The 19,600-nt window shown below is 69.2% G+C and carries 21 protein-coding genes and 1 pseudogene; 12 read left to right on the top strand and 10 right to left on the bottom strand.

What is annotated here, in order from left to right; translation table 11 throughout:
- Positions 1-13: 13 nt before the first annotated feature.
- From ABZS69_RS57770 to ABZS69_RS57750, 5 genes and pseudogenes are all read right to left on the bottom strand, one after another.
- Positions 14-907: a phosphotransferase gene (locus ABZS69_RS57770; protein ID WP_355390434.1), complete on the bottom strand. Its 894-nt coding sequence runs from the start codon at positions 905-907 to the stop codon at positions 14-16.
- 527 nt (positions 908-1,434) lie between these two features.
- A pseudogene (locus ABZS69_RS57765) lies at positions 1,435-1,764 on the bottom strand (GNAT family N-acetyltransferase); the annotation flags it as partial.
- A gap of 35 nt (positions 1,765-1,799) precedes the next feature.
- On the bottom strand, positions 1,800-2,669 hold the full coding sequence (locus ABZS69_RS57760) for a hypothetical protein (protein ID WP_355390431.1): 870 nt from the start codon (positions 2,667-2,669) through the stop codon (positions 1,800-1,802).
- A gap of 96 nt (positions 2,670-2,765) precedes the next feature.
- A complete protein-coding gene (locus ABZS69_RS57755) occupies positions 2,766-3,893 on the bottom strand; it encodes a hypothetical protein (protein WP_355390428.1) in 1,128 nt (375 codons plus the stop codon).
- A 9-nt stretch (positions 3,894-3,902) separates the two neighbouring features.
- Positions 3,903-4,412 (bottom strand): helix-turn-helix domain-containing protein, encoded by a 510-nt coding sequence (locus ABZS69_RS57750; protein ID WP_355390425.1) that lies wholly within the window; start codon positions 4,410-4,412, stop codon positions 3,903-3,905.
- 110 nt (positions 4,413-4,522) lie between these two features.
- Between ABZS69_RS57750 and ABZS69_RS57745 the strand changes: the two genes are divergently transcribed.
- Entirely contained in the window at positions 4,523-5,305 is a 783-nt protein-coding gene (locus tag ABZS69_RS57745) for an SDR family oxidoreductase (RefSeq protein ID WP_355390422.1), read from the top strand.
- 83 nt (positions 5,306-5,388) lie between these two features.
- On the opposite strand, the gene ABZS69_RS57740 is transcribed toward ABZS69_RS57745, so the two are convergent.
- The 3 genes from ABZS69_RS57740 to rox form a co-directional block, all read right to left on the bottom strand.
- The gene (locus tag ABZS69_RS57740) at positions 5,389-5,754 is read right to left on the bottom strand and encodes a YceI family protein (protein ID WP_355390419.1); all 366 of its coding nucleotides are present in this window, start codon (positions 5,752-5,754) and stop codon (positions 5,389-5,391) included.
- The gene (locus ABZS69_RS57735) at positions 5,732-5,905 is read right to left on the bottom strand and encodes a hypothetical protein (RefSeq protein WP_355390416.1); all 174 of its coding nucleotides are present in this window, start codon (positions 5,903-5,905) and stop codon (positions 5,732-5,734) included. Before ABZS69_RS57735 ends, ABZS69_RS57740 begins: the two co-directional genes overlap by 23 nt.
- Positions 5,906-6,055: 150 nt before the next feature.
- Positions 6,056-7,585, bottom strand: a complete 1,530-nt coding sequence (gene rox, locus ABZS69_RS57730; RefSeq protein ID WP_355390413.1) for a rifampin monooxygenase — start codon at positions 7,583-7,585, stop codon at positions 6,056-6,058.
- 303 nt (positions 7,586-7,888) lie between these two features.
- On the opposite strand from rox, the gene ABZS69_RS57725 reads away from it, so the two are divergent.
- A complete protein-coding gene (locus ABZS69_RS57725; RefSeq protein ID WP_355390411.1) occupies positions 7,889-8,122 on the top strand; it encodes a hypothetical protein in 234 nt (77 codons plus the stop codon).
- Positions 8,119-8,529 (top strand): hypothetical protein, encoded by a 411-nt coding sequence (locus tag ABZS69_RS57720; protein ID WP_355390408.1) that lies wholly within the window; start codon positions 8,119-8,121, stop codon positions 8,527-8,529. Before ABZS69_RS57725 ends, ABZS69_RS57720 begins: the two co-directional genes overlap by 4 nt.
- Before the next feature lie 65 nt (positions 8,530-8,594).
- Here the strand turns inward: ABZS69_RS57720 and ABZS69_RS57715 are convergent, their stop codons facing one another.
- Positions 8,595-9,803, bottom strand: a complete 1,209-nt coding sequence (locus ABZS69_RS57715) for an MFS transporter (RefSeq protein ID WP_355390405.1) — start codon at positions 9,801-9,803, stop codon at positions 8,595-8,597.
- A 59-nt stretch (positions 9,804-9,862) separates the two neighbouring features.
- Here ABZS69_RS57715 and ABZS69_RS57710 point away from each other — a divergent pair, with 59 nt between their 5' ends.
- The gene (locus tag ABZS69_RS57710; protein ID WP_355390402.1) at positions 9,863-10,861 is read left to right on the top strand and encodes a winged helix-turn-helix domain-containing protein; all 999 of its coding nucleotides are present in this window, start codon (positions 9,863-9,865) and stop codon (positions 10,859-10,861) included.
- A 20-nt stretch (positions 10,862-10,881) separates the two neighbouring features.
- Here the strand turns inward: ABZS69_RS57710 and ABZS69_RS57705 are convergent, their stop codons facing one another.
- Positions 10,882-11,790, bottom strand: coding sequence for an RNA polymerase sigma-70 factor (locus ABZS69_RS57705; protein WP_355390399.1), 909 nt, complete (start codon positions 11,788-11,790; stop codon positions 10,882-10,884).
- A gap of 197 nt (positions 11,791-11,987) precedes the next feature.
- On the opposite strand from ABZS69_RS57705, the gene ABZS69_RS57700 reads away from it, so the two are divergent.
- The 8 genes from ABZS69_RS57700 (at position 11,988) to ABZS69_RS57665 (ending at position 19,521) form a co-directional block, all read left to right on the top strand.
- Positions 11,988-12,485 (top strand): carboxymuconolactone decarboxylase family protein, encoded by a 498-nt coding sequence (locus ABZS69_RS57700; protein WP_355390396.1) that lies wholly within the window; start codon positions 11,988-11,990, stop codon positions 12,483-12,485.
- Positions 12,486-12,499: 14 nt separating this feature from the next.
- Entirely contained in the window at positions 12,500-13,378 is an 879-nt protein-coding gene (locus ABZS69_RS57695) for an NAD(P)H-binding protein (protein ID WP_355390393.1), read from the top strand.
- Between the two features lie 159 nt (positions 13,379-13,537).
- The gene (locus ABZS69_RS57690) at positions 13,538-15,577 is read left to right on the top strand and encodes a SpoIIE family protein phosphatase (protein WP_355390391.1); all 2,040 of its coding nucleotides are present in this window, start codon (positions 13,538-13,540) and stop codon (positions 15,575-15,577) included.
- 87 nt (positions 15,578-15,664) lie between these two features.
- Positions 15,665-15,862 (top strand): hypothetical protein, encoded by a 198-nt coding sequence (locus tag ABZS69_RS57685; protein ID WP_355390388.1) that lies wholly within the window; start codon positions 15,665-15,667, stop codon positions 15,860-15,862.
- A 379-nt stretch (positions 15,863-16,241) separates the two neighbouring features.
- Complete coding sequence (locus tag ABZS69_RS57680; RefSeq protein ID WP_355390385.1) at positions 16,242-16,775, top strand: hypothetical protein; 534 nt, start codon at positions 16,242-16,244, stop codon at positions 16,773-16,775.
- 4 nt (positions 16,776-16,779) lie between these two features.
- Positions 16,780-17,064, top strand: a complete 285-nt coding sequence (locus ABZS69_RS57675; protein WP_355390382.1) for a hypothetical protein — start codon at positions 16,780-16,782, stop codon at positions 17,062-17,064.
- A 103-nt stretch (positions 17,065-17,167) separates the two neighbouring features.
- Positions 17,168-19,042 carry an NACHT domain-containing protein gene (locus ABZS69_RS57670; RefSeq protein WP_355390379.1) on the top strand — a complete coding sequence of 625 codons (1,875 nt, stop codon included), beginning with the start codon at positions 17,168-17,170 and terminating at the stop codon, positions 19,040-19,042.
- Positions 18,937-19,521, top strand: coding sequence for a hypothetical protein (locus tag ABZS69_RS57665; protein ID WP_355390376.1), 585 nt, complete (start codon positions 18,937-18,939; stop codon positions 19,519-19,521). The genes ABZS69_RS57670 and ABZS69_RS57665 overlap by 106 nt, the downstream gene beginning before the upstream one ends.
- Positions 19,522-19,600: the final 79 nt, after the last annotated feature.

Here is a 19,600-nt window from a genome sequence, read left to right as displayed (position 1 = left end):
CGACAGGTCGATGTCAGCGGGCACCGTCGAGGTACCGCTCTGCGAGTTCGCGCGTTCTCGCGTGAACTCGAGCGATCCCTTCCTCGCTGTTGAACGCCGCGTAGGGCGGCCAGAGGAAGAGGAAGACGGCGAGCTCTTCGGCGACCAGGGCGCGTTCCAGAACGCGGCGGTCACAGGGACGATGACGCAGATAGGCCTCGATGAACGCCCGGGGGACGACCGCGCCCGAGGGGGTCGCACGCACGCTGAGGAAGGCGAGGTCGCTGACGGGCCGGCCGACTCCGGTCGACTGCCAGTCGCAGAAGGTGAGTGCGCTTGCCGAGAGCACGATGTTGTCGGTGTGGCAGTCTCCATGGATGAAGGTCGGCGACAGCGCGATGATCTCTTCCCGGAGCTCGGCGCGGCGGGTGAGGAGGTCGCCAAGCTGGGGGAGTGCGGCCGCCCAGAAGGCGGTGTGCTCGGGGGGATCAGGGGAGTCGAGGGCGTCCAGCAACGCATCGGGCCGGTTCCAGTCGCCGGCCGTCGGCGGCGGCATGCGGTGGAGGGCGGCAAGGTCTTCGCCTAATTCGGCCCACATGCCCGGAGTCCAGGACGCGCTGCCCCGGGGCTGTCCTGCGGCCGTGAGCAGTACGGCCACACCGCTCTCGGTGTCCAGAAAGTCAAGGAGTCGTGGGGTGCGCACGGGGACCACCGGTGCGAGGTCCCGGTAGAACCGCAGCTCTCGCCGCGCGGCCAGCAAAGCCTGCGCACCCAGCGTGGCCGGCGTGGCCTTGAGGAACGCGGCATCGCCATCGACCGTCCGCACGGCATGGACCGCGGCACCGGACCGGGCCTCGGCTCCTCCCTTACGTCGCTCCGCGACCACGCGAAACTCGCGTGCGGCAATCTCCATGAGGTCGTTCGGCACGGGAACGCCTCCTCCTTCCAGGCACAGGTGCATGCGCGCCGTCGCGCCCCTGGCCGGGTGACGCCGCCCTGGAGCGAGAAAACAGGAGAGCTCTCAGAATTCGAGCGCGCCGAGAGGGGCCTCGGCGGTGAGCATGATACGCGTCGTGACATAACCCAGCTGACGGTCCGGTGTTCGACGCCGCGCCGGCGCGCGTCATGCTCGGCCTGCCGCACGCGGGGTACGGACCAGTGCGGATGACGGTAGCTGGAGTCGCCGGTAGGGGCGTCGTGGATGGCGCCGCGCGCTCGCGCGTAGGACTCCACGAGGTTGTCGGGCGCGACTCCCGTCCATCGCTCCAGACGATGGCCGGGCGGCACGGGGACCTCCCAGAGCGCCGGGTCCACTTCAGGAACCGTGAGCACCTGCAGGGCCACCCGTTGCACGACGGTGAACCCCAGTGCGCGGATCCAGTGCTCGCCGTCGCCACCGGCGGTCACGCCTCGTCCGACGACGAGCTCACGGCCACCGGCCGGCGATTCGCTGAGCGCCCGGCGCAGCAGCGCCGTCCCGATCCCCTGCCGGCGCAGCTCAGGCAGGACCCGAACGTCGACGACAACGCTGTTGTCGTCGTCCGACTCCGGCAACTGCGTGATTCCGAGACCCACCATGCGATCTCGCCGGCGTGCCACCCAGATCCACTGCCTGCTCACGCCTGGCGGAATGGCCCGCAACCGGCCCACGAACGTGTCGTAGTCAGGCTTCTGCGCGTCGGGCCGGTCCACTGCGAACGCGGCGACCGCCAGGTCGTACTGACCGCGGAGATCCGCTTCAGAGGCTTCGTCCAGATCGAGGGGAGAGATGTCGACAGTCGTCATGCTCTCAGTTTCACTGCCGTGTCAGCCGCGCGCGGTCAGGTCGCCTTTCGGCCTGGCCCGTGCCCGGCCGGAGTGTCGAGGAATCGGCGAAGGGACGCCTTCATGCTGGTGACGAAGGCGTCGCGGGTCTGGTCGGGGATGAGGTCCAGGGACAGGTAGGGGTTGAGGTCCTCGAGTTCGACCAGGAGGAGGGTGCCGTCCTGGGTGCGGCAGGCGTCGACCCGTTGGATGCCGTGGTCGATGGTGTTCCAGTCGACGAAGCCATGGGCGAAGTCGAGGTCGGCCTCGGTGGGCTCGTACGGCTCCAGGGCCCACCGCTGGTCGGGGCGGGGAGCGTACAGGGCGTACTGGAAGGTGTCGTCGACGTAGTAGAACGACACCTCGTAGCGGAAGTCGATGCGCGGCTGGACCAGGAGGTCGCCGTTGGAGACGTGGGCGAGGTCGGTGAGCCGGTCACGAGTGACGAACTCCAGGCCGATGGAGTCGGCTCCGGCCTTGGGCTTGACCGCGTACTGGTCCGCCTCGGGCAGGCGGCCGAAGTCCTGGGGCCGGTCGACGGTGGGGATGACCGGGTGTCCGGCCGCGGTCAGATCCAGCAGGTACTGCTTGCCGGCCATGTCGCCCCGGCCGGTCAAGGGGTTGTAGACCCGGGTGCCGCGCTGGGCGGCCTGCGCGAGGAAGGCGTCGTACCGGTCCCGGTAGTGCAGGACGGGGCCGCTGTTGCGGACCACGACCGCGTCGAAGGCGTCCATCAGCGCGGCCGCGTCCAGCGGGTGGCACAGGGCGATGTCGAAGTCTTCCCGGAGCCGGGAGGACAGGAAGATGTCCTCGTCGCAGTAGCGCCGTCCCTTCGCCTGGTAGGCGAGGTCGGTGACGAACAGGACTCTGGACCTGCCGGAAACCATGCTTCTCCTGACAAATCGGGTGAGCCACAAACTACACCGGGGCCGATGCTCGCCGGTAAGAGGTGCAGGTTGTCCGAGCAGGTCGGGGCCGCCGGGTCAGAGGCAGCGCTCGCGGTCTGGGTCCGGTACGGGGCGTTCTGTGACCGGCGTGGGCACGAAGTCCCGTGCGTAGGTCTGCCTTTTGATGTGCTTTCCTGCTGTTCCCCAGATCTCGGCGGGCCGGTAGTCGGCCCACCTGATGGCCCCTGTCTTCAGATTGACGATGTAGAACTCCTCCCAGTCGCACGGTCCGGGCGGGTAGCCGTGATCGGGCCAGGTCCGGCTCCGCTCGGCGCGGAGCAGCACGCTGTCGCGACCGAGGGGGCGGATCGCGTCGACGGTCTCCAGGTCGTACGGCAGCGCGAGATCGGCGGACGTGACCCGGTGGGCGGGGCGCCGGAGATCCACTCTCTTCAGCTGGTAACGCAGGTTTCCCACGTCTCCCAGCCGGACGATGCTCACCGCTTCGTCGCCCAGCACCACGGGGTACGTGCCGTCCTCGGCATCACCTTCGCGGTGGGCCACCGTGAACGGGGACTTCCAGCTCTCGCGGACCCGTAGTTCCTTGCCGCTCGACACGGTGACACGGCCACCGTCCGCGCGCGCCTCCAGAAGGTCACGGTCGAACTCCGCGCCGACATGGAGCCGCGCCTTCGACGACAGATCGATCAGGTCGCTCCCACGGCGGGCGTTCCACACGAACAGCAGCTCGCCGTCCCCGTGGAAGGCCAGCTCGACGTTCCAAGATTCGTCGCCGGGCCGGTATGCGCCGGTGGAGACCCGCTTGGCCGCCCCGCCGGCGAGGTCTTTGACAACCAGGGCCCGGTCGGAACGCCGGAGATAGGCGAGGCGCCGGCCGTCGTCGCTGATCGCGAGGGGCGACACCGCCTGCCCGCCGTCCCGGGGAACGAAGCCGAGTGCCTCCTCGATCCGCCATTCCTGGCCGGAGCCGTTCCCCGCTCTCCAGGAATGGTGCGCGGCCGGGGGTTCCCGGATGACCTCCGGGTCGTACAACACCGCGTAGTCGAGGCGCGGCGCCTTCTCGGCCGGCAACACGGGCAGCAGCGCCGCCGGCCGCACCGTCGGCGGCGGATCCGGATCTTCGTCAGGCCCGGCCTGTACGGCGAGCACGACACAGAAACCGACGAGACAGATCATCGCCAGCCAGAGCACGAGACGCCTCATACCGCACCCTTACGCCGTCATGTTCCGGCCTGCGCGTACGAGGGCGAACCCTTCAGCAGGCTCCTCGCCGTGGCGATGAACATCAGAACGCCGACGGCTGACGGGGCTGGGATCGCCGCCCGAGACGGGTGCCGTCGCGGGTTGCGGCGATGAGTCATAGCGCTGCTGGGCCGCGATGACCTCCGGGGTGTGCGCCGAGATCCAGCGGACCAGTTGGGCGAACGGGCGGGACAGGCCCTGACCCAACTCGGTCAGCTCATAACTGACCTGCGGCGGGGTGGTCGGCTCCACGGTGCGCTCTACCAGCCCGTCACGGACCAGAGTTCGCAGTTTGGCCGAAAGCATCTTCTCGCTGATGCCCTCGATGCGCTGGCGCAACTCGAAGAAGCGCACCGGCCCAGGCGTCATGGCGGCCAGGATCAGCGGCACCCACCGTCCGGTGACATGTTCCATCACCTCCCGCCCGGGGCAGCCGCTGTGAAACGTGTCACTGATCCACCGGGCGTCGCTCTCGTCCACCTGCTCACCTACCGCTGTCTCTAGGGCTTACCTCAAGGTACGTACTTACAAAAAGTAACCCCAAAATCTAGCGTGTCTCGCATCTTCGTACGACGAGTCAGGAGAGACAGATGAACAGCAAGCAGGTGGCGCTTGTCAGCGGAGCCGGCCGGGGAATCGGGGCCGAGACCGCGCGCGAGTTGGGCCGGCTCGGCTACCACGTGATCGTCAACTATCTGCGCGACGCCGAGTCCGCGGAGCTGGTGGCCGAGCAGATCGGCGCCGCGCAGGCGATCCAGGCCGACGTGACCGACGAGGCCCAGGTGGCCACGCTGGTGGACCGGGTGATCGCCGAGCACGGGCGGATCGACGTGCTGGTGGGCAACGCCCACACCGCGGCGCCGCCTTTCGGCCCGCTGGAGCAGGTGCCGTGGGAGGCGTTCGCAGCCAAGATGAGTGATGAGCTGGCCGGCGTCTACCACCTGACCCGGCGGGTGCTGCCGCTCATGCGCCGACGGCGGTGCGGCCGGATCGTCTATGTCTCCGCCACCGCGGCCGAGCTGATCATCGGCAGCGCCGCCCAGTCCACGGCCAAAGCCGCCGTGAACGCGTTCGCCCGGCAGGTCGCCGGCGAGGCCATACGGGACGGCATCACCGTCAACGCCGTCGCCCCTGGTGCGGTCGGCACCGATGCCACCGCTGAGGTGTTCACCGATGGCATCCGGCGCCACTTCGGCGACCGGTCGGTGACCGGCACGATGCTGCGGCCGCAGGATCTGGCTCGCCCGATCGCCGCGCTCGTGGACGGCGCGTTCACCACGGTCACCGGCCAGGTGATCCGCGTCGATGGCGGGTACCCGCTGCTGAGCCAGTTGCTGGACGGCCTGCCGGCCCAGTTCTCCACGGTTTCGTGAGCCTCAGAACACCCCGCTCCAGGCGGACCTGCGCCGCTCGCCCGCTGGGGCCTGGGCGCGCGGAAGGTCAGAGCGGGGATGGATCAGGCGGTCTTGACGGCGGACAGGTCGAACTCGAGCGCGATCTTGTCGGAGATCATCACGCCGCCGGTCTCCAGCACGGCGTTGTAGGTGATGCCGAAGTCCTTGCGGTTGATCACCGTGCTGCCCTCGAAGCCGACCCGGGTCAGGCCCTGGGCGTCGATGGCGGTGCCGGTGTAGTCGAGGGGGATGGCGATCTGCCGGGTCACCCCGCGGATCGTCAGGTCGCCGGTGACCTCGAAGCTGTCGCCGCCCGCGTGCTTGACGGAGCTGGAGTCGAAGCTGGCGTCCGCGAGCACCTGATCGACCTGCTCACGCCGGAACAACTGCGGCAACTGGCCGACATCAGCCAGGTCCTGCTCGACCACCTGACCGACCGGGGCCCGCGCTTGGGCACCGCACGCTCGGTGTGCCCTCCGGCACCTTGACGGCGATGCCGCGCTGGAACGGGTCGTCGAGGACGATCAGCCCGTCCAGGAGGTTGCGGCCGAGCCGGTCGACCTCCTGGGCGGTCAGCATGTCCCCGTCGCGGACAGCGCCACAGCGGACCGCCTGCCGTTCGTCAAACGACCGTCATACGACGCGCGGACGCCTGCGCCGATCCACCCCGCGGTGCTCTTCCGCCGACTTCCGATCATCCTCACGGGCTTTTCGGCTGCTCGGGCGAAATCAGTCGGCGGGCTTGCCGAACCAGCGGGAAAGGTGGTCGTTCAGGTCCTGCTGATCGTCGCCGATCCAGGCGACGTGGCCGTCGGGGCGTAGCAGGACGCACGGAACATCCAGTCCCGCGGTGGGATCCGCGAGGTAATCGACCCGGTCCGACCAGCCGCCGACGGTCAGGCGTTCGGTGCGGTCCAGCAGCAGGCCGCGGCCGCGATGCAGCAGACCGTAGAGGTGGCCCTGTTTCACGTCGATGTCGCGCAGGCGGCGGCCGAGCAGGTCGGGGCCTTCGCCGAAGTCGTAGCGGATGCCGATCGCGGTGATCTTCTCGATCAGATGGCGGTTCACCTCGTCGAAGTCCATCAGTTCGGTGAGCAGCCTGCGTACGGCCTGCGGGCCCGGTTCGGTGGACAGCAGTTCCATCTGGGCGCGGGTGTTGTCCAGCACGTCCTCCGCGACCGGATGACGTTCGGCCTGGTAGGTGTCCAGCAGTGTTTCCGGCGCCCAGCCGCGGAGCTGTGCGGCCAGTTTCCAGCCGAGGTTGAACGCGTCCTGAACGCCCAGGTTGAGGCCCTGCCCGCCGGTGGGTGGATGGATGTGTGCCGCATCGCCGGCCAGCAGCACCCGCCCGACCCGATAACGTTCGGCCAGCCGGGTGGCATCCCCGAAGCGGGACATCCAGCGCGGGGAGTGCACGCCGAAATCGGTTCCTGCGATGGTGCGCAACTGTTGTTTGAAATCCTCGAGAGTGGGCGGTTCCGCGCGGTCGCTGACTCCCGCGGCGGGGACGACGACGCTGTAGACCCCTTCGCCGAAGGGGCGGAGCCAGAATGGCTGACGGGTCTCGCGGAGTTCGGTGACCTTGGCGGCGATCTCCTGCTGCGGCACGCCCACTTCCATCTCGCCCATCAGCGTCTCGGTCCGTGAGGGCTCGCCGGGGAAGCCGACACCGAGCAGTTTTCGCACCGTACTGCGCCCGCCGTCACAGCCGACGAGATAACGCGAACGCAGCCGTTCCCCATCGGCCAGCTCGACGGTCACACCCTCGTCGTCCTGCTCGAAACCGGCGACCGCGCGACCGCGCCGGACCTGCGCGCCCAGTTCGATCGCATGTTCTTCAAGCAAGCGTTCGATGACCGGCTGCGGGATGCCCAGCAGATAGGCGTACGCGGAATCCAGGTCCTTGGGCGCGGGTTTGTTGATGGCGGCGAAGAAACCGGCGGCCGGACGCTGTCTTCCATGCTGGAGAACGCGCTCGAGCAGTCCGCGCATCGCCATCAGCTCGAGACTGCGAATATGCAGACCGACTATGCGGACGAACGACTTGGGCTCGGTTTCCTTCTCCAGAACGAGTACCCGCACGTCGTGCAGCCGCAGTTCGGCGGCCAGCATCGCACCGGTCGGCCCGCACCCGGCAATGATCACATCGAAGACGAGGGGCGCGCGATCGGCGCCGGAGGCCGGCGACCGGAGAGCTCCGGGGACGTCGCCCACCGCGGAGTCACGTTCGACCTCGGCGGTGACCTGTTGAGAGTGCATAGGTGTTGCCTTTCGGGAGTGCCTTGTTGGCGAGGCGCTCCCGGCGACACCTACGTCAATCGCCCGGCCGTGACGGGAAGGGGGAGCACCCACATCGATACAGCGTTCATGGGTCTCACCTCCTCGGGCGGCGTCACGGTCAGCTGGAAGCTACAAGCCCGAGCATCATCCCGTCCAATCCTTTTTCCGGCCACGTGATCACGACTCCAGACGGGCCCCTGCGGGTTGCAGGGCGAATCGCAGCGGCTGACCCAAGTGATCGGTTCGGGCGAATGTCGGAGATCCCCGTTATCGTCGGCTGGCATGATCGATCCCCTGGATCCGGCGGGCGCGCTCGCCGCTCTGCGGGCCGTCGACTGGTCCCGCTTCGACCCCGTGCTCGACACCGCGCCCCTGCGGGACGCGCTCGCCGAACTCGAGCGGGTCCGCGGCGTCCTGCAGATTTTCGAGGTTGCCACCGGCCGCTGCGTCAACGCCATCGAGGGCATCGCCGGCGGCGTCGGGTTTCCCGACTACCCGCGCATCCGTTCGAGGTGACTCCGTGGCTGGCCTACCTGCTGCGCACCGGCCGTACGGAACTGGTGAGAGAGCTGCTGGAGAACTCCCGGGTGAGGTGGTTCGACACCCACGAGGCGGCCGAGATCATCGCCGCGCTGGGCGAGGAAGACCTGCTGCGGCTCTGGGGCGACGTCCACAGGTCGGTGGCTGACCTGCTCTCCCCGAACGAGCGGACCGACGACGACCTTGCCACGGCGTATGCTGCCCTCCGGGACGTACCGCGTGCGCAGCGCGACCGCGCGCTCGGCGACCTGACCCTTCAAGCGGCGGCGCACGGCAACGTCAGCGCAGTGCTGTCGCTGCTCCCCAAGCTCCAGGACCCGCACCGGCACGCACTGAGCGCCCTTCGGATCATCACGACCGGCACGGACATCGAGGTGTGGTGAGGAGATGGACGTCAACGGCAAGGGCATCAGGGTCTTGTGCACCACCCCGACCGAGCAACCTTCCGCTACGCCCTCGGCGACGCGAGCACGCGCCAGAGGACCAATACCGCCAGCAGGGACGCCGCGCCCGCCGCGCCGACGACCAGGCCGGGCGCTGCCACCTCGCCCAACGCCCCGCCGCCGGCCGCGAACAGCCCCTGCAGCGTCATGGTCCCGGTCAGCGCCAGCCCGAAGGCCTGGCCCCGGTTCGCCTCCGGCACCGCCTCCAGGAAGCGCCGGGCCAGCCCCAGCTGGTACGCGACCCCGAACCCGGACACGGCGAGCAGCAGCGCCGCGATGACCGGTCCAGGCGAGAGCACGAACCCGAGCAGCGGCGCGCCGAGCAGCAGTGCCAGCGGCCCGGACAGCCGTTCCCTTCGTTCCGGGGTGACCAGCCGGCCGATCACGAGGTCGCCGGTGAGCATGCCGAGCGCCACGGCGGTGAACAGCAACCCCGCCGAGTCCGGCAGGCCGATCTGGACGGCGTACGGAACGAGCACGCCCTCGGCGCCGACCACGAGCGCGGGCGGCAGCCACTGGGCCAGCAGCAGCGAACGAATCGCCGGTCGGCGCAGCAGTTCACGATTGACGCGCCAGGTCTCGCGTACCGCGTACCCCGCGGCCGGGCCGCGGCGCGGCAGCTCGGCCAGCCGCAGGCGCAGCAGCGCGGCGGACAGCAGGCAGCTCGCCACGGTGATCCAGAGCGCGCCGTACGGGCCGAGCGCCGCGATCAGCATCCCGCCCACGGCGAAGCCGAGCACCTGCGTGCCGCCGGCGGCCATGGAGAACACGGCCCGGCCGAGCACGTACCGGTCGCCGTCGAGCAGTTCGGGCAGCAGCGCGCTGCGCGCCGCGGAGGCGACCGCGCCGGGGATGCCGGCGACGAACACCAGCACCAGCATCGCGGTGGGGGAGAGCAGCCCGGCGGCGAGCACAGCGGCGACCGCGGCGCGGACCAGGTCGTAGCCGACCATCACGGCCCGCGGCGGCCACCTGTCGGCGTGGGCCAGCAGCAGCGTGCCACCGAGGGCGTAGGGCAGGAAGCCGGCGACGTAGGCCAGCGCGGCCAGCAGGGGCGAGCCGGTGCCGGCGTAGACGGTCACCGAGAGGGCGAGCATCTTCACCGTCTCGCCACCGAGGAAGAGCGTGTAGCCGGCGAACAGCACGCGGAACTGGCCTACCGCGAACACCTCGCGGTAGGTGGCCCGCGCCGGTGCGGTCTGGAGCGTCGTCATGCGGGCCAGTCTCGGGGCGGTGCGGGCGGAGGCGTTAAGCTTTCGTGTGGAGGCGAAAGATGCTTGCCATCGAAGTCGGGCCGGTCGACGTGGCCCACACCCGCTACGCGATCTCGCCGCTGGGTGAAGCGATGAACGCGCTGCGGGTCGCCGCGGGCAAGCAGCCGGCCGGAGCGCTGCGGCCCTGGGCGGAGCGCATCGCGCCGCGGTACGCGCGGCTGCTCCGCGAGACGCCCGCGGTCGGGGCGCTGACGACGCTGTTCCGCCGCGGCGGCTACAACGCCGACTTCATCCACCCTCCGCCTTCGGGCCCCGGCGACGACTTCGCCGTCGAACTCGCCGCGGTGCGGGCGACCCCGCTGAGCCAGGTTCGCGCGGAGATCGCCCGCAACCTGGTCGGGCTGCGTACGCCAGCGCGCCACGTCCAGCAGATCCTGGCCGCCCCGGACGTGCTCACCCGGCTTTCGGACGCGATCGAGGCGACCTGGCACGCGCTGGTCGAGCCCGACTGGCCGCGGCTGCGCACGGTGCTGGAGCGCGACCTGGTGCACCGCGCCGGGCACCTGGCCATGTACGGCTGGGCCGCGGCGCTGTCCGACCTGGATCCGCGGGTGGGCTGGCGCTCCGAGGGGGCCGACGGCGTGATCGAGGTGCGCACCGGCCCTCGGAACGAGTGGGAGCGGCACCGGCTGGGCGGCAAGGGACTGCTGCTGATGCCGACCGTCTTCGGCACCCTCATCAGCTACGTCGAGCCGCCCTGGCCGTACGCCCTGGTGTATCCGGCGCGTGGCGTCGCGGACCTGCTCGGGCCGCCGCCCCCGCAGGGCGGTGCGGCGGGGCTGGCGCGGCTGGTCGGCCCGCACCGCGCGCAGGTGCTGCGGGCGCTCGCGGTGCCGGCGACGACCACGCAGCTGGTCCGCCAGCTGGGTCTCAGCCTGGGCGCGGTCGGCGGCCACCTGGCCGTGCTGCGCGAATCAGGTCTGGTCACGCGGACGCGGACCGGCCGATCCGTACGCTACGAGCGCACCCCTCTGGGCGGGACCCTGGCCGGCGACTGAGCGCGGCCACCCGGCCGGCCTCAGCGGCTTACGGCGGTCTCCCGCTCCACCCGCGACAGCTTCTCGGGATTGCGTACGTGGTACGCGCCGGTGACGTAGCCGCTCTCGACCCGCACCGCCAGCACGCCGTCGATCTCCCCATTGACGCGGACGAGCAGCCCAGGGCCGCCATTGATCTGGACCAGCTCGACCGACCGTTCGGCGTCGCGCTTCCACCAGCCGACGGCCAGCAGGCGAGCCACCTGGTCGGCCCCCACGACCGGCCGCAGCAGGGCGTGTTTGATGCCGCCGCCGTCGCTCAGGGCGACGACGTTCGGTGCGAGGATGTCGAGCAGACTCTGCAGGTCGCCGGTTTCGACCGCTCGCTGGAATGCCTGGAGCGCGGTCCGGGTCTCGGCCGGGGAGGCGACGCCGCGGGGCCGGCGCACGGCGACGTGGGCGCGGGCGCGGTAGGCGATCTGACGGACCGCGGCGGGGCTCTTGCCGACGGCTTCGGCGATCTCGTCGTACTCCAGATCGAACACCTCGCGCAGCACGAACACCGCCCGCTCGGTCGGCTGGAGCGTCTCCAGCACCAGCAGCATCGCCATCGAGACGCTGTCGGCGAGTACGACGTCCTCGGCCACATCGGGTGTGGTCAGCAGCGGTTCGGGCAGCCACGGCCCGACGTAGAACTCCCTGCGCCGGCCGAGCGCGCGCAGCCGGTCCAGCGCCAGCCGGGTGACGATCCGCACCAGGTAGGCGCGCTGCTCACGCACGGCGGCCAGATCGACGTCCACCCATCGCAGCCAACTCTCCTGCAGGACGTCTTCGGCGTCGGTGGCCGAACCGAGCATTTCATAGGCGACGGTGAACAGCAGGTTGCGGTGAGCAACGAACGCCTCGGTGGCTGAATCCACGCGGTCGGTTTGTTCGCTGCGCTCGTTCATGCCCGGCTCCTGCCTGTTCGTTCTCAAACCCTGCTCCACGCACTAGGACGCCGGCCCTCACCGCTTTGTAACACCCACGGCAGGTGGCCTATGTCACATGGCCGCGCTGTTACAGGGGCCGGGGCGCCGACGTCTCGTGTCTGCCAGGACGCCGTACGCGACATCCTCATTTGAGATCGAGAAGGGAAGACCTCACCATGTCCACACCCGCGACGACCGACCTCCGGTCGCGCATGCCCAACCCCCTCCCGTTCGTCCCCGAGCTGGCGGTAGTCGGGGAAGGACTGCACAAGGTCATCAAGAACGGCTCGATTCCGCTGGTCACCGTCCACCTGCTGCAACTGCGCGCCGGGCAGATCCTCGGCAGCACGTACTTCACCATCAGGGAAACCGGCAACCTCCGCCAGGCAGGGGAGTCGGAGGAGCGCATCACCGCCGTGGCGACCTGGCGGGACGCCACCTGCTTCACCGACGCCGAACGGGTCGCGCTGGAGCTCGTGGAGGCCATCCTTTCCCCGAACCCGTCCGGGGAGCGCGTCCCCGACGAACTTTTCGCCAGGGCGTCCGCGCTCTACGACGACAAGGCGCTCTGGACGCTCATCATGGCGATCGCCCACATCGGCTTCTTCACCCCCGCCGCTCTCATCGCCAAGCCGATCCCCGGCATGCCCCCCGGCCAGAACTACAGCGCATGAGAAAGGCACACACCATGAGCATCACCACGTTCGCGGTGGCAGGAGCGACCGGGCGGCTGGGACGCCACGTCGTCGACGTCCTCGCCGAACGGGGGCACCAGATCGTGCCGATGTCACGAGCCACCGGCGTGGACCTCATCACCGGTGAGGGCCTGGCCGAGGCGCTCGCCGAGGTGGAGGTCATCATCGACGTCGCCTCGTGGCACGCCTCCGAGCAGGAGGCGGCGACCGAGTTCTTCCGCACGTCGGCCCGCAATCTACACGAGTACGGGCAGAAGGCGGGGGTCGCCCGGATCGCCATGGCGTCCATCATCGGCGTCGACAGGGCCACCGCCGGTTTCGTCGCCGCCAAGAAGGCGCACGAGGAGCTCCTCCTGTCCGGCCCGATCCCCGTCCGCATCCTGCGGGCCGCGCAGTTCCACGAGTTCGTCGGTCAGCTCCTGGACTGGCAGCAGGGCGACGTCGCCTACGTCCCGGCCCTGCCCACCCAGCTCGTGGCCTGCCGCACCGTGGCCGAGGCACTGGTCGACCTGGCCCTCGACCCCGCCGCGCCGGCCCCCGGAACACCGATCCCCGAGATCGCCGGTCCCCGCAAGGAGACCATGGCGGAGGCTGCCCGGCTCGTCGGCGCCCGCCGAGGCGTCAAGGTCGTCGGCGTCGACGGGTCCGGCATGCCCGATGCCGAGATCGCCGCCGACGGCGGGTTCCTGCCCAGCCCGCACGCCAAGCTCGCCGGACCTACCTTCCAGGAGTGGCTCGACACCCAACCCTGGCACGCCCTTGTCTCTCGAAACTCCCGGAGCCTCGAGAACAAGGGCTTACTCCAAACCTCGCCCTCCCCGAAACCTCACGAACCTCTCTCACCACCTGCCGAATCAAAACCGACTCTTTAAGCCCCCAATAAAAATGTCCACGTACTTTGAGCCGTATGAGCTGGGTTGAACGCTTGTCGGACCTCTGGTTCGACAACCGGGGGAGCTGTGGCGGAACCGCAGGATAGCGCCTCGATTCCGGACGCGACGGTGGAGTCGTCTCGCCTGGATGATCTGCTGATGGAGGCAGTGTTCAGCGCCGGAGCCCATTTCGGCATCGTGTACGTCCTGGACGCAAGCCGTCAGCTCCTGCAGATGGAGGCGGCAATACGACTTCCTGCCGCCCTCGCCCGAACCTGGTCCAGGATCAGGACGAATGATTGCGTGCCCGTTGCGGTCTCGGTGCGTGAGCGGCGGCTGACCTGGCTCAGCGACCGGGTGGCCCTGGCCCGCGAGTTCCCGGCGGCGGCACTGTCGCTGCCCTACCACTTCGCGATGGCCGCCGCTCCGGTCTGCTCCGGTGGTGCCGTCTGGGGCGGGTTCGTCCTGGGATGGCCTACGGGAGCCGAATGCGGGCTCACCCGGCGTCAGCTCGATGTCATCGACGACACCTGCGCGAGGATGGGCGACCTGCTCCGCCGGGCGAGTGAGCGGGGCCGGCCGATCGTTCCCGAGCCCCTGCCCCGGATCTTGGACCCGATCCAGGCTCACCGGTCGGAGCCGTACGCCGGCCTGACAGCGCTGATGTGTCTCGACAGCCTGCCCGAGGGCTACTGCCACCTGGACACGCACGCGCGGGTGACCCTCGTCACGGCACCTGCCGCGGAACTGCTGGCCGTGAAGCCATCGGAGCTGGTCGGCAGGCGCCTGACCACGGCGCTGCCCTGGCTGGACGACCCCATCTACGAAGACCACTGCCGGACCGCGGTCGTCAGCCACCAGGCCACCCAGTTCACCGCCCGCCGTCCCGACGGGCGGCAGCTGTCGTTCCAGTGCTATCCGAGCCTGCCCGGCATCACCCTGCGGATCACGCCCGCCACCACGTCCGAGGAGGCCGACCGGCGTCCGCCGGTGATCGGACTGCCCGGCATGTTGCACCTGACGGCCTGCCTGGCACGGGCGGTGACCGCGCAGGATGTGGTGGACCTGGTGGCCGACCACGTCATGCCGGTGTGCGACGCCCAGGCGATGGCCATCCTCACCTGGGACAGCGGCCGGATGCGCGTGGCCGCTTCACGCGGCTACAGCCGGCAGGGCCTGGAGGGGTTCAACGGCCGCCCGATCGTCCATCCGGTCCGCTGGACGCGCGGCTACGACGAGGGCAGAGCAGCGTTCTACTCGACCTGGGAGGAGTTCCGCCAGACCTACCCCAACGCCATCCGCATCGACAACATGGGCGCCTGGGCGCTGCTGCCACTGGTCGCTCAGGGGCGCTCCATCGGCACCTGCGTCATCGCCTACGACCGCCCCCATCAGTTCAGCGACAGCGAGCAGGCCATGCTGACCGCGCTCGGCGGGCTGGTCACTCAGGCGTTCGAGCGTGCCTGGCTCTACGACAACAAGCACCAGTTCGCCCAGTGCCTGCAGGCGAGCCTGCTGCCGCACGCGTTGCCCCGCATCTCCGGCCTGGACGTGGCCGCCCGGTATGTGCCCGCCACCCCCGGCATGGACATCGGCGGCGACTTCTACGACCTGATCCGCCTCAGCGACACCACGGCCGCAGCCGTCATCGGCGACGTGCAAGGCCACGACATGACCGCCGCCGCGCTCATGGGCCAGGTACGCACCGCCATCCGCGCCCACGCCACCGCCGGCGCCGACCCGGGCGAGGTGCTCGCGCACACCAACCGGCTGCTCACCGAACTGGCCACCGACCGCTTCACCAGCTGCCTGTACGTCAGCTTCGACCCGCGCCGGCGCGCCGCCGCCCTGGCCAGCGCGGGGCACCCACCGCCGGTGCTCGGCCTGCTGGGCGCCCCGGCCGAGGTCATCGACACCGCCCCCGGCCTGCTGCTCGGCATCGATCCCGACGCCGAATACGTCACCACGGACGTGAACATGCCACCCGGCGCGGTCATGGTCCTCTACACCGACGGCCTCGTCGAACAACCCGGCCGCGACCTCGGCGAGTCCATCGCCGGCCTGGCCGCCAGTTTCACCCCTGCGCCCGGCCAGGCCCTGCATGACCTGGCGGAGTCGCTCATCGGCCCGATCACGAACGAGCAGCGTACCGACGACACCGCCCTTCTCCTCCTGCGGAACACCCCGACAGCCCGATGACCGGCGACGAGGGTATCCCTCGAGTTGAGCCGCCTGGGCGTACCGCGGGCACGACCCGACCACCGGCCCTTCCCGCTTCCTGACGGGGTGACGGAGGCCAGAGGCCGTGGCGGGACGTTCTACGACCCGGTAAGCCGACTCGGCGGCCAAGGGCCGTTCCGGCAGCCGGAGATCGAAGTACTGGTGCGAGATGTCGAGCGCTGGGCCGACGGTCCACGCGATGACGACATGGCGATTCTGGCGATTCTGGCGATCACCCGGCGCGCCGGCGAACCGGCCCCGTGAACAACAACCAGGCGTGACCCGATCCGCGCGGGACCAGTACGGTACGCCCGGCGCTCGGCAGGCCATTGCGTGACCGTCGCTCGATTCCACCGAACGCCTTCGACGACGCGTAAACATTGCATGGGAGATCTTGAAAACCGTCACCCGCGATCCGATGTCCGCGAGGAGCATACCGATATTGCCCACTTGGTTGCGTAAGACAGTATGGCATTGATTATGTTATGTCACGGGCCGCGACAGCGTGTTGACGTATGCTGTGGTAGTCATGTGCGAGCAGGTTGATGACGGCGACCGGTTTGTGGCAGTTCGGGCAGGTCTGGGCGGCACTTGGTGGCTATGGGTTTCGTCTTCTGGGCAGCCATCGATGGAGAATGCGTAGATGGACAATGATGCGCGCAAGTTCATTGCTTCGGTGGGGGCAGTCGCATCGGTCGTAACCATCCTTGTCGGTGTAAAAACACTACTAGCGTCTTCAGAAGAAGAGAAGACAGCAAGACCGCAGGTCCCGGTGACGCGAGAGATGAGTTCAACGCCAGAACCCCCTTCGGATCCGATATTAGAACCGGAGTCCACGCCAGAGCCGGAGTCCACGCCAGAATCGACGCCGACGCCGACACCCCGACCTGACTTTGTTCTTGTTTCCCAAGAGTGGGGCCGGTGCGGGATGAACTACGGATGTGACGTCTCCGCCAGCTTCCGCAATGACGGTGGCTTCGGAAACACGGTCGCGACGTTCTATCTTCTCAGCGATGACAAGTCCGGATATGTGACCAAGTGTTCTGTCGCCACTCCCCACGCTGACGAAGGAGACTCCGTGACCGCGCGGTGTCATGCAGACGATCAGAACCTGGAGAATTACCTGCGCACGGGACGGTACATGCACTTGGATACTCGCGTCAGCAATAATCCCTAGTGTTGTGCTCGGCAAGAAGGTTACAGATGAAGCCGCTCGCGGCGGCGGGCCCGGTCACAAACTTGCCGCCGGCGCTTACGCGCCATTTCCGCGCGCCGGTCACGCCGTCCAGAGCGCGGAGGGCGCCACCCAGGACACTGATGGGTCTCCGTGGATTTACAATCCTTACTGGGACAAGCCCGAGCCCCCGGTTCCTTTCCAGAAGGCAATGGGATATGAGTGGGTCGATCCTGACCAGACCGACTCCGACGGGAACTACATCTGGGGAAAAGACAATTCTGATGATTAGCTGAATTCGATGCCAGGGGTGGTCTTCAGGGTGCTCGCCTGCCGATCGGCCGGTCTGCCAACCATGTTGATCCAGGCGGGTTCCTGCCCCGATGCTTGTGCACATGGGGCGTCGTGGAGTGATGCGGCCGGCCACGCTGGCGGCCGCGGGCGTCGCGCTGGGCCTGGTGGGCAACATGGCGACCAACACCGTCGAAGTGGACGCGTGGTGGTGGCAGCCGCTCACCTGGGGGCTCACCGGCCTGCTCGGCCTGGTCGTCGTGACGGGCGCGCTCGGCGGGAGGAAGGTCGCCGAGCTCACGCCGGTGGAGCCCGCGCTCGCCGAGCTCAGGAAGATGGTGAACGACCAGTGGCGCAACGAGGCCAACCGGGTGCTGGGGTTGGGGCTGGACCCGATGCCCGTACGGTGGCACCTGCGCGACGAGGCGCGCTTCATCGACGGCCCGCGCATCGGAGGGGAGATCACCTGGTCGGGATCGGGTGACCAGATCAAGGGGCTGGCCGACCGGTTCCGCGCGTCAGGCCGCCGCCTGGTCGTGCTGGGCGGCCCCGGCGCCGGCAAGACGACGCTGGCGATCCAGCTCGTACGCGAGTTGCTGAAGAGCACGGACGGTTCGGTGCCGGTGCTGCTGACGATGAGCGGCTGGGACGTCAAGGAGTATCCGCTCTTCGAGGACTGGCTGGTCGACCGGCTGCAGCAGACCTATCCGGCGCTACTTACGCACGGCGCCGACATGCCGCGCCGGCTCTTCCGCGAGGACAGGATCGTGCCGGTCCTCGACGGGCTGGACGAGATGCCGGCCTCCTCGTTACCCAGGGCGCTGGCCGAGCTGAACCAGGCGCTCCCCGCCGAGACCCAACTCGTCCTCACCAGCCGTACCGCCGAGTACACCGCCGCCTCGCAGGCGCTGGGCCGGGCCGCCGTGGTCGAGGCGGAGCCCATGTCGGCCTTGACCATTCGCCGGCCGCCCCCGGGGCCCGTGGTCATGGTCTTGGTGCTGGTGGCGAGCGTGGCATGGGGAGGTGTCCTCGCCACGCTGGCGTTGGACGGCTTCACCTGGTGGTTCCTCGTCGCCGGTCTGGGGATCATCACCGCGTGTCGGGAAAGGTCCGGCGACTCGTCTTGGGTGCGTGACCGGCCCGGCTATGCCGACCTGCGGATCGGGCAGCGCATTTTCCCGCTGCTCAACCAGCTGCTGTCCGGCTTCTCGATCGCGAGCGGGATAGCGCTCGCGTCCGCGTTGGTGGGCGGCGTCGTGCAGGCGGTGCTCAACCTCGTCACGGGAGATGCGCTCACAGAGGGGCTGGTGGGGTCGTTCGTCGCCGCGGTGGTGTTCGGGCCGGGGATGCTGCTCGTCTTCATGACGGACGCGGTGGCCGAGTGGGCCGAGAGTCCGGTGGTGGACGGGCAGGCCAGCACGCCGCTCACGAGTTGGCGCGCGGACCGCAGGCTCAACCTCGTACGACTGCTGGCCGGAGGGGCACTCGGCGCGATCATCGGCGGGGTCCTGATCTGGGCGACGAGCGGATCTGTGGGTGAGACAGCAGTCGCGACCACGGTCGCGGCTCTGGCAGGCATGACGTACGGGCTCGTGTCAGGGCGGCACCACGCCTGGCTGGTCTACGAGCTGGCCGCCTTCCGCCTGGCACGGCGGGGGCGGCTGCCGCGGCGGTTGATGGCGTTCCTGGACGACGCGCATCGTCTCGGGCTGCTGCGCGCGGTCGGGCCGCTCTACCAGTTCCGGCATGCGGAGTTCCACGACCATCTCGCAGGGCGGGAGACGCCGGTTACCCCCCCCCCCCCCCCCGGCAGGCCATCGCGCCCCGGCCGCCCGTGCCCCGCCTCGCCGGTCGGGTGGTCACCCCCGTGCCCTTGCGTACGATCGAGACCCCTCAGAAGGTCAGGAGTATCGCGTTCAGCCCGGACGGCACCCGCCTGGCCTGGACCAGCCAGGGCGCGACCACGCTGGCGGACCTGACCGGCAACCCCGAGCGCGTCTTCCGTCACAGCAGCCGCCTGATCGCCCGCCTGCTGGACGCGGGGCCGATGGCGGCGATCAGCCCCGACGGCCGGCTGATCGCCTTCACCAAGGAACGCCTGAGCCTCAGGGACTTCGACGCCACTGCCGGCAAGATCTGGATCGCCGACCTCGTCACCGGCGCCGACCTCGTGGAGCTCGGCCACGATGGTCGCGTACAGGCGATGGTCTTCAGCCCTGACAGCGCCCGCCTGGCGGTCAGCGGCACCAAGGCCACCACCCAGATCTGGGACGTGACGGACGGCACCGAACTCCTGCGCATCGCGCACCTCGCCGGCCCTCCCGGCCTCGCCTTCAGCCCCGACGGAACCCGCCTGGCCACCGCCTCCTCCAGTTTCTGGGGACGCGACCGGACCTGGGAGGCGGAGATCTGGGACTCGGAGTCGGTTCGATTGGTGTCGCTCAGTGTCGCGGGATGACGTTTTCTATCACGCTGTCCGCGATTATCCGCATCATCGTGCCGGGAAGTGACGGTGGATGCCGCGCCGTATCGCGTAC

Source organism: Nonomuraea sp. NPDC005650 (assembly GCF_040605375.1).
In the GTDB taxonomy this organism is placed as follows: domain Bacteria; phylum Actinomycetota; class Actinomycetes; order Streptosporangiales; family Streptosporangiaceae; genus Nonomuraea.
This window is presented reverse-complemented; position numbering and strand designations above follow the sequence as displayed.

Coding starts and splice junctions, on each gene's coding strand:
- ABZS69_RS57710 (WP_355390402.1), top strand. CDS start 9,863: ATGCTTGCCATCGAAGTCGGGCCGGTCGACGTGGCCCACACCCGCTAC.
- ABZS69_RS57760 (WP_355390431.1), bottom strand. CDS start 2,669: ATGGTTTCCGGCAGGTCCAGAGTCCTGTTCGTCACCGACCTCGCCTAC.
- ABZS69_RS57715 (WP_355390405.1), bottom strand. CDS start 9,803: ATGACGACGCTCCAGACCGCACCGGCGCGGGCCACCTACCGCGAGGTG.
- ABZS69_RS57695 (WP_355390393.1), top strand. CDS start 12,500: ATGAGCATCACCACGTTCGCGGTGGCAGGAGCGACCGGGCGGCTGGGA.
- ABZS69_RS57680 (WP_355390385.1), top strand. CDS start 16,242: ATGGACAATGATGCGCGCAAGTTCATTGCTTCGGTGGGGGCAGTCGCA.
- ABZS69_RS57700 (WP_355390396.1), top strand. CDS start 11,988: ATGTCCACACCCGCGACGACCGACCTCCGGTCGCGCATGCCCAACCCC.
- ABZS69_RS57755 (WP_355390428.1), bottom strand. CDS start 3,893: ATGAGGCGTCTCGTGCTCTGGCTGGCGATGATCTGTCTCGTCGGTTTC.
- rox (WP_355390413.1), bottom strand. CDS start 7,585: ATGCACTCTCAACAGGTCACCGCCGAGGTCGAACGTGACTCCGCGGTG.
- ABZS69_RS57705 (WP_355390399.1), bottom strand. CDS start 11,790: ATGAACGAGCGCAGCGAACAAACCGACCGCGTGGATTCAGCCACCGAG.
- ABZS69_RS57735 (WP_355390416.1), bottom strand. CDS start 5,905: ATGCTGACCGCCCAGGAGGTCGACCGGCTCGGCCGCAACCTCCTGGAC.
- ABZS69_RS57725 (WP_355390411.1), top strand. CDS start 7,889: ATGATCGATCCCCTGGATCCGGCGGGCGCGCTCGCCGCTCTGCGGGCC.
- ABZS69_RS57745 (WP_355390422.1), top strand. CDS start 4,523: ATGAACAGCAAGCAGGTGGCGCTTGTCAGCGGAGCCGGCCGGGGAATC.
- ABZS69_RS57670 (WP_355390379.1), top strand. CDS start 17,168: ATGGGGCGTCGTGGAGTGATGCGGCCGGCCACGCTGGCGGCCGCGGGC.
- ABZS69_RS57690 (WP_355390391.1), top strand. CDS start 13,538: ATGGAGGCAGTGTTCAGCGCCGGAGCCCATTTCGGCATCGTGTACGTC.